The following is an 8,216-nucleotide window of genomic DNA, read 5'->3' as shown; positions in this document are numbered from 1 at the left end:
CCGCCGCACCGGAGGGTGCGGCGGCGGCGCAGGGTCGGTCCGGGTCAGCGGCCGAAGGCGGCGTCCAGCAGCGTGCTGAGCTCCTGGTCGTGGCGGCCCTTGGTGCCCGCGGAGGTCGCGGCCGAGGCCGGGCGGGACACGAGGGTCACCGGGACGTCGAGCTGCGGCACGAGGTTCAGCGCCATGAACGGCCACGGGCCCTGGTTCGCGGGCTCGTCCTGGACCCACGCGACGTCGGCGTCCGGGTAGGCGCGGAGCGCCTTGCGGATCTCCTCGAGCGGCAGCGGGTAGAGCTGCTCCACCCGCACGATCGCGGTGGAGGTGTCACCGGACTTCTGGCGGCGGGCGAGCAGGTCGTAGTACAGCCGGCCGGAGACCAGCAGCACGCGCGTGGCGTCCTTGGCGTCCACCCCGGCGTCCGGGATGACCGGCTGGAAGCGGCCCTCGGTGAAGTCCTCCACCGAGTTCGCGGCGGCCTTGAGGCGCAGCAGCTGCTTCGGGGTGAACACGACGAGGGGCCGACGCGGGCGGGCGTAGGCCTGCTCGCGCAGCAGGTGGAAGTGGTTCGCGCCCGTGGAGGGGTTGACCACGCGCATGTTGTCCTCGGCGCACATCTGCAGGAACCGCTCGATGCGGGCGGAGGAGTGGTCCGGCCCCTGCCCCTCGTAGCCGTGGGGGAGGAGCAGGACCACGGACGAGGTCTGCGACCACTTCTGATCGGCCGAGGAGATGAACTCGTCGATGATCGTCTGCGCGCCGTTCACGAAGTCGCCGAACTGGGCCTCCCACAGCACGAGGGCGTCGGAGCGCTCCACGGAGTAGCCGTACTCGAAGCCGAGGGCGGCGTACTCGGACAGCAGCGAGTTGTAGACCCAGAACTTCGCCTGGTCCTCGGAGAGGTGCTTCAGCGGCGCCCACGTGTCGCCGGTGATCCGGTCATGGAACACCGAGTGGCGCTGCGTGAAGGTGCCGCGCTGGGAGTCCTGGCCCGCCAGGCGGACCGGCACGCCCTCCATCAGCAGCGAGCCGAAGGCCGCCAGCTCGGCGAAGCCCCAGTCGATGCCGCCGTCGACGGCCATCTTGGCGCGGCGCTCGAGCAGGGCCGCGAGCTTGGGGTGGACCGTGAAGCCCTCGGGCACGTCGATGTGCGCCTGCCCGATGGCCCGCAGCGTCTCGGCCGAGATGGCCGTGGACGCCGGCGCCTCCGGGGCCGCGTCCCGGTCCTCGGCCGGGCGGAGGCCCTCTCCGCCGGAGGCGGGCGCGTCCTCGTGGGTCTCCGCGAAGACCCGCTCCAGCTGCTGCTGGTAGTCCTTCAGGGCGCTGTCCGCCTCCTCCTGCGTGATGTCGCCGCGGCCCACGAGGGACTCGACGTACAGCTTGCGGGTGGAGCGCTTCTGCTCGATGAGGTTGTACATGCGCGGCTGCGTCATCGACGGGTCGTCGCCCTCGTTGTGGCCGCGGCGGCGGTAGCAGACGAGGTCGATGACGACGTCCTTGTTGAACCGCTGGCGGTACTCGAAGGCGAGCTGGGCCACGTGCACCACGGACTCCGGCTCGTCGCCGTTGACGTGGAAGATCGGGGCCTGGATGGTCTTGGCCACGTCGGTGGAGTACACCGCGGAGCGCGCCTGGGTCGGCGGCGTGGTGAAGCCCACCTGGTTGTTCACGATCACGTGGATCGTGCCGCCGGTGCGGTAGCCGGGCAGCTGCGAGAGCTGCAGCACCTCCGTCACGACGCCCTGGCCGGCGAAGGCCGCGTCGCCGTGCACCAGGATCGGCAGCACGGAGAAGGAGTCCGGGCGCTGGCCGCCCAGATCGAGGCGGTCCTGCTTGGCGCGCACGACGCCCTCGAGGACCGGATCCACGGCCTCCAGGTGCGAGGGGTTGGCGGCGAGGTACACGCGGGTGCTGTTGCCGGCGTCGGACACGAAGGTGCCCTCGGTGCCCATGTGGTACTTCACGTCGCCCGAGCCCGAGGCGCCGCCCGGGGTGGCCCCCTCGAACTCGCGGAAGACCTGGCTGTAGGTCTTGCCGGCGATGTTCGTCAGCACGTTCAGGCGACCGCGGTGCGCCATGCCGATGGCGACCTCGTCCAGACCGGCGTCGGCGGCGTCTCCGAGGATGCCGTCCAGCAGCGGGATGAGGGACTCGCCGCCCTCGAGGGAGAAGCGCTTCTGGCCGATGTACTTGGTCTGCAGGAACGTCTCGAACGCCTCCGCGGCGTTGAGGCGGCCCAGGATGCGCAGCTGCTCCTCGCGGGTGGGCTTGGCGTACGGCTGCTCGAGCTTCTCCTGGAACCAGGCGCGCTCGGCCGGGTCCTGGATGTGCATGTACTCGACGCCGATGGTGCGGCAGTACGCGTCACGCAGCACGCCGAGGATCTTGCGCAGGGTCAGGCTGCTCGCCCCGCCGAAGCCGCCGGTGGGCCACTGACGGTCCAGGTCCCACAGGGTGAGCCCGTGCTCGCGGATGTCGAGGTCCGGGTGGTAGGCCATCGAGTACTCGAGCGGGTCCACGTTGGCCAGCAGGTGGCCGCGGTCCCGGTACGCGTGGATGAGCTGCTGGATGCGGGCGACCTTGCCGATCTGCTCCTCCGGGTTCACCTGCACGTCCTGGGCCCAGCGGACGGGCTCGTAGGGGATGCGCAGGGAGTGGAAGACCTCGTCGTAGAAGCCGTCCTCGCCCAGCAGGAGGCCGTGCACGATCTTCAGGAACTCGCCCGAGCCGGCACCCTGGATCACGCGGTGGTCGTACGTGGAGGTGAGGGTGATCGTCTTGGAGATCGCCAGGTCGTGCAGCGTGGACTCGGCGGCGCCCTGGAAGGCGGCCGGATAGGTCAGCGCGCCGACGCCGATGATGGCGGCCTGGCCCTGGGACAGGCGGGGCACCGAGTGCACGGTGCCGATGCCGCCCGGGTTGGTCAGGGAGACCGTGGTGCCGGCGTAGTCGTCCATCGTCAGCTTGTTCTTGCGGGCGCGCTGGACGAGGTCGTCGTACGCCTTCCAGAAGCCGCGGAAGTCGAGGGTCTCGGCGGCCTTCACGTTCGGGACCACGAGCGCGCGGGTGCCGTCCGGGCGGGGCAGGTCGATGGCCAGGCCGAAGTTCACGTGGGCCGGCTCCACCATGGTGGGCTTGCCGTCGCGCTCCTCGTAGGTCACGTTCATCGAGGGCATGGCCGCGAGCGCGCGGACCACGGCGTAGCCGATGAGGTGGGTGAAGGAGACCTTGCCGCCGCGGGTGCGGGCCAGGTGGCTGTTGATGACCACGCGGTTGTCGATCAGCACCTTGGCCGGCAGGTCGCGCACGGTGGTGGCGGTGGGCACGGATAGGGAGGCGTCCATGTTCGTGGCCACGGCCTTGGCCATGCCCTTGAGGACGGTGGCCTTCTCCTGCTTCTCGTCCGCGGTGGTGGTGGCGGTGTCGGCGGGCTCGGAGGGCACGGCCTGGGCCGCCGGGGTCTTCTTGGGCTTGGGGCCGGTGCTGACCGAGGTCTCCTTGGGCTGCGCACCCCGGGCCGGGGCGGTCGCCGCCTTCGGCTCGGTCACCTTGGCGGTGGCCTTCGGCTCGGCCTTGGCGGCGGTCTTCGGCTCGGTCTTGGCGGCGGCCTTCGGCTCGGCCTCGGCGGCGGGGGCGCTGGCCTCGAGACGGGCGAAGATCTGTGCCCACTGCCGGTCCACGGAACCGGAGTCCTCGCGGTACTTCCGGTAGATCTCGGCCACCAGCCGTTCGTTCCCCGGGAACTCCTGTGCGAGCCGGTCCGACGTGAGTTCTGGCACTGTGTAACGCCTCTTCCTGAGCCTTGGGATGCGATGTGCTGCGCCGGGCCACCCGCGCGGCGCGCGTGGGGCCGGGAACGCCTCGAGACATCATAGTTCTTCGACGCCCCCGGTCGGAATGCCGCGGCCTCGGCTCGACTCCGCTCCCGGCGGACGCGCGGGGGCCTCACGGCGTCCGCCTCGTCTGGGAGACTGACGCCATGCGCTTCCTCACCGACCCGGCCGTCGACCTGACGTACAACGACGTCTTCCTCGTGCCCTCACACTCGGACGTCGCCAGTCGCATGGACGTGGACATCGCCCCGGATGACGGCACGGGCGCCACCATCCCCCTGGTCTCCGCCAACATGACCGCCGTCACCGGGCGCCGGATGGTCGAGACCATGGCCCGGCGCGGCGGTCTCGGGATCCTGCCGCAGGACATCCCGGCGGACGTGATCCGGGACGTCGTGCGTCGGGTGAAGGCGGCCCACCCCGTGGCGGACACCGCCCTGACCGTCGGCCCGCAGGACACGGTGCTGGACCTGCTCCACCTCGTGGACCGCCGCAACCACGGGGCCGTCTGCGTGGTGGACGCGCACGGCGGGCTGCTCGGCGTGGTCCGCCCCCAGGACTGCGAGGACGTGGACCGCTTCACCTCGGCCGCCTCCGTCATGCACCCTCCGGTGGTGACCCTCACGCTCGCCGAGCTCGGCGGCACGGACGGGGCCCCGAGCAAGGACGCGCTGCGGGCGGCCTTCGAGCGCCTGCACGCCGCGCACCAGGAGATGGCCCCCGTCGTGGACCCGGCGGTGGGCACCGCCGCCCCCGTGCTGCGCGGGGTCGTCACCGCGGCGGGCCTGCTGCGCTCGTCCTTGTTCACGCCCGGTCTCGACGACGACGGACGGCTCCGCGTCGGCGCCGCCGTCGGCATCAACGGGGCGGTGGGGGAGAAGGCCGCCGTCCTGGTCGAGGCCGGCGTCGACGTGCTCGTCGTGGACACCGCGCACGGTCATCAGCGGACCATGCTGGACGCGCTCGCCGCCGTGCGGGCCCTCGACCCCGGCGTGCCCGTGGTGGCCGGCAACGTCGTCTCCGGCGACGGCGTCCGGGACCTGGTCGCGGCCGGCGCGGACATCGTCAAGGTGGGCGTGGGACCGGGCGCGATGTGCACCACGCGCATGCAGACCGCGGTGGGCCGGCCCCAGTTCTCGGCGGTCCTGGAGTGCGCCGCCGCGGCCCGCGAGCTCGGGGCACGCGTGTGGGCGGACGGCGGGGTGAAGCACCCGCGGGACGTGGCGCTCGCGCTGGCCGCCGGAGCCAGCTCGGTGATGATCGGCTCGTGGTTCGCGGGGACGCTCGAGTCTCCGGGCGACCTCGTGCACGGTCCGGACGGTCGGCGGTACAAGGAGAGCTTCGGCATGGCCTCGGCCCGCGCGGTCCAGCACCGCACCCGCCACGAGGACGCCTTCACCAAGGCCCGCAAGGCGATGTTCGAGGAGGGCATCTCCTCCTCGCGCATGTACGTGGACCCGCGCCGCCCCTCGGTGGAGGACCTGCTGGACACCATCACGTCCGGTGTGCGCTCGTCGCTGACCTACGCCGGCGCCCACGACCTGGCGGAGTTCCGTGAGCGCGCCGTCGTCGGCCTGCAGTCCGCGGCGGGCTACGAGGAGGGCCGGCCGGTCGCCTCGTCGTGGTGAGGCGGCCGCATGCCCCTGCTCGTTCCGCCGGGGCCTGACGCCCCTATACTGGGCGGACTATGGATCACCCTGACACCTGTGTGCCAGACCGCTCGTCCGCCCACGCGGACGCGGCCGGATCGGAGCCTTCCAGTCCCGGTGCCCCGCACCGCCGCCCGGCCCGCCGTCGAGGGGGTGAGGTCGGGTGGAGTGGCTCCTGCTGATCCTCGGCCTGGCCCTGATCGTGGGCACCGGGTTCTTCGTGGCCGTCGAGTTCGCCATGATCGCGATCGACGTGCCCACCGTGCAGCGCATGGTGGACGCGGGTGACCGCGGCGCCGAGCCCCTGCTGCGCTGTCTCAAGTCACTCTCGACCCAGCTCTCCGCGTGCCAGCTGGGCATCACTCTGACCACACTGCTCACCGGCTACGTGATGGACCCGGCGATCAGCCGGCTCATCGACCCGCTGCTGCTCCAGGTGGGGCTGCCGGCCGGCGTGGTGGGCACCGTCTCGCTCGTCGTCGCGATGGTCGTGGCGACCCTGCTCTCGATGCTCCTCGGCGAGCTGATCCCCAAGAACATGTCCATCGCCGAGCCCATGGCGATCGGCCGCGCACTCGCCCGGCCCCAGCTCGTGTTCAGCACCGTGTTCAAGCCGGCGATCCTGGTCCTGAACGGGTTCTCCAACGGCGTGCTGGCCCGCGTGGGCATCGAGGCCAAGGAGGAGATCTCCGGCGCCCGCAGCCCCGAGGAGCTCTCCTCGCTGGTCCGCCGCTCGGCCCAGCTGGGCACGCTCGACGCGCAGACCGCCACGTTCCTGGACCGGACGCTGCGCTTCGCGGACCGCACCGCGGCGGACGTGATGACCCCGCGCATCCGCGTGGAGACGGTGGGGGAGGACCAGGCTCTGCCCGAGGTCCTGGACCTGGCCCGCAGCACCGGCTACTCCCGGTTCCCCGTGATCGGCGACTCCTCGGACGACATCCGCGGCGTCGTGCACGTGAAGAAGGTCGTGGCCGTGCCGCGGGAGCGCCGCGCCGACCTCGAGGCCGGTGCGCTGATGACCGAGGTCATCCGCGTGCCGGAGACCGTGCACCTGGACCAGCTGCTGGCCGAGCTGCGCGACGCGAACCTGCAGATGGCCGTCGTCGTGGACGAGTACGGGGGCACCGCAGGGGTGGTCACGCTCGAGGACGTGGTGGAGGAGATCGTCGGCGAGGTCGCGGACGAGCACGACCGCGTCACCCCAGGGGTCCTCCAGACGGCCTCCGGCCGCTGGTACTTCCCGGCGGAGCTGCGGCCCGACGAGGTGCGGACCCAGATCCCGGCCCTCGTGGTGCCGGAGGACGGGGCCTACGAGACCGTCGGCGGGTACATCCTGGCCCGACTGGGGCGCCTGGCGGAGGTCGGGGACGTGGTGGACGTGGACGGCGGCACCCTGACGGTCGAGCGGATGGACGGCCGCCGCATCGAGCGCGTGCGCTTCGACCCGGCCGCTGAGGACGAGGAGACGCGCGCATGAACGGGGACGTCGTCGGACTGCTATGGCTGGTGGTCCTGTTGGCCGCCAACGCCTTCTTCGTGGCGGGCGAGTTCGCCGTCATGGGCGCCCGCCGGGCGCAGATCGAGCCGCGGGCCGAGGCCGGCTCCCGCCAGGCCCAGGTGGCGCTCTACGCGATGGAGCACGTCTCCCAGATGCTGGCCGTCTGCCAGCTCGGCATCACGGTGTGCTCCCTGCTCATCCTCAACGTGTCCGAGCCGGCGCTGCACCACCTGCTCGTCGTCCCGATGGGCGCCCTCGGGGTCCCGGCCGCGGCGGCGGACGTCACCGCCTTCGTGCTCGCGCTGCTGGTGGTCACCTTCCTGCACGTGACCCTGGGCGAGATGGTGCCCAAGAACGCCGCCGTCTCGTTCGCGGATCGCGCCGTGATGCTGCTGGCCCAGCCGCTCGTGTGGCTCTCGAAGCTGCTGCATCCGGTCGTGGCCGCGCTGAACTGGACGGCGAACCTCGTGCTGCACGCCCTGCGCATCGAGCCGAAGGACGAGGTGGCCTCCTCCTACACGCTCGAGGAGGTGCAGTCGATCGTGGCCGAGTCCACCCGCTCGGGCACCCTGGAGGACGAGTCCGGAGTGCTGCACTCGGCCCTCGAGTTCTCGGACCACCGGGCCGGGGACGTGATGGTGCCGCTCGAGCGGGTCGTCACCGTCCCCGAGGGGATCACGCCGCACGACTTCGAGTGGACCGTGGGCCGCGTGGGCTTCTCCCGGTTCGTGGTCGAGGACCCCGACGGCGGCTACACCGGCTACCTGCACCTGAAGGACGTCCTCACCGTGGGCCCGTCGGGACACGACGAGCCGATCCCGCTCACGCGCGTGCGCTCGCTGGCCAACGTGCGGCTCGAGGACGAGGTCGAGGACGCACTCGCGCTCATGCAGCGCACGGGCTCCCACCTCGCCCGGGTCATCACGCCCGAGGGTGAGACCGCGGGCATCCTCTTCCTCGAGGACGTGCTCGAGGAGCTCGTCGGGGAGATCAACGACGTGACGCAGTCGCCACGTCGGTTCCGGCCCGCGTGAGCGTCGCGCGGGCCGGACGGTGCTACTGTTGAGAATCGATTTCATGCACCGTCCCCGACACGAACGAGGTCGCCCCATGCTCCGCCGTCGTCTGCCCGCCCTGACCGGGGCCCTTGCCGCGCTCACCCTGAGCCTCGCCGCGTGCGGCGGGACCAGCGGCGACTCCTCGGGCACGCAGGCCGCGGGCGACTCGGCGGGCGCC

4 protein-coding genes are annotated in these 8,216 nt (G+C 71.9%); 3 read left to right on the top strand and 1 reads right to left on the bottom strand.

The features are described from left to right. Positions 1-44: 44 nt before the first annotated feature. Positions 45-3,776: a multifunctional oxoglutarate decarboxylase/oxoglutarate dehydrogenase thiamine pyrophosphate-binding subunit/dihydrolipoyllysine-residue succinyltransferase subunit gene (locus HMPREF3105_RS06350; protein ID WP_070708996.1), complete on the bottom strand. Its 3,732-nt coding sequence runs from the start codon at positions 3,774-3,776 to the stop codon at positions 45-47. A 200-nt stretch (positions 3,777-3,976) separates the two neighbouring features. Here HMPREF3105_RS06350 and HMPREF3105_RS06345 point away from each other — a divergent pair, with 200 nt between their 5' ends. From HMPREF3105_RS06345 to HMPREF3105_RS06335, 3 genes are all read left to right on the top strand, one after another. After that, a complete protein-coding gene (locus HMPREF3105_RS06345; protein ID WP_044659231.1) occupies positions 3,977-5,458 on the top strand; it encodes a GMP reductase in 1,482 nt (493 codons plus the stop codon). A gap of 184 nt (positions 5,459-5,642) precedes the next feature. After that, complete coding sequence (locus HMPREF3105_RS06340; RefSeq protein ID WP_070708995.1) at positions 5,643-6,959, top strand: hemolysin family protein; 1,317 nt, start codon at positions 5,643-5,645, stop codon at positions 6,957-6,959. Next, positions 6,956-8,014: a hemolysin family protein gene (locus HMPREF3105_RS06335; protein ID WP_036313950.1), complete on the top strand. Its 1,059-nt coding sequence runs from the start codon at positions 6,956-6,958 to the stop codon at positions 8,012-8,014. The genes HMPREF3105_RS06340 and HMPREF3105_RS06335 overlap by 4 nt, the downstream gene beginning before the upstream one ends. Positions 8,015-8,216: the final 202 nt, after the last annotated feature.

This window comes from Micrococcus sp. HMSC31B01 (assembly GCF_001816085.1).
Lineage (GTDB): Bacteria > Actinomycetota > Actinomycetes > Actinomycetales > Micrococcaceae > Micrococcus > Micrococcus luteus.
The sequence above is the reverse complement of the archived record's forward strand: the minus strand, read 5'-3'. Positions and strand labels throughout refer to the sequence as shown.

Excerpts from the sequence above, each read along its gene's own strand:
- HMPREF3105_RS06345 (WP_044659231.1), top strand. The coding sequence starts at position 3,977 with ATGCGCTTCCTCACCGACCCGGCCGTCGACCTGACGTACAACGACGTC.
- HMPREF3105_RS06335 (WP_036313950.1), top strand. The coding sequence starts at position 6,956 with ATGAACGGGGACGTCGTCGGACTGCTATGGCTGGTGGTCCTGTTGGCC.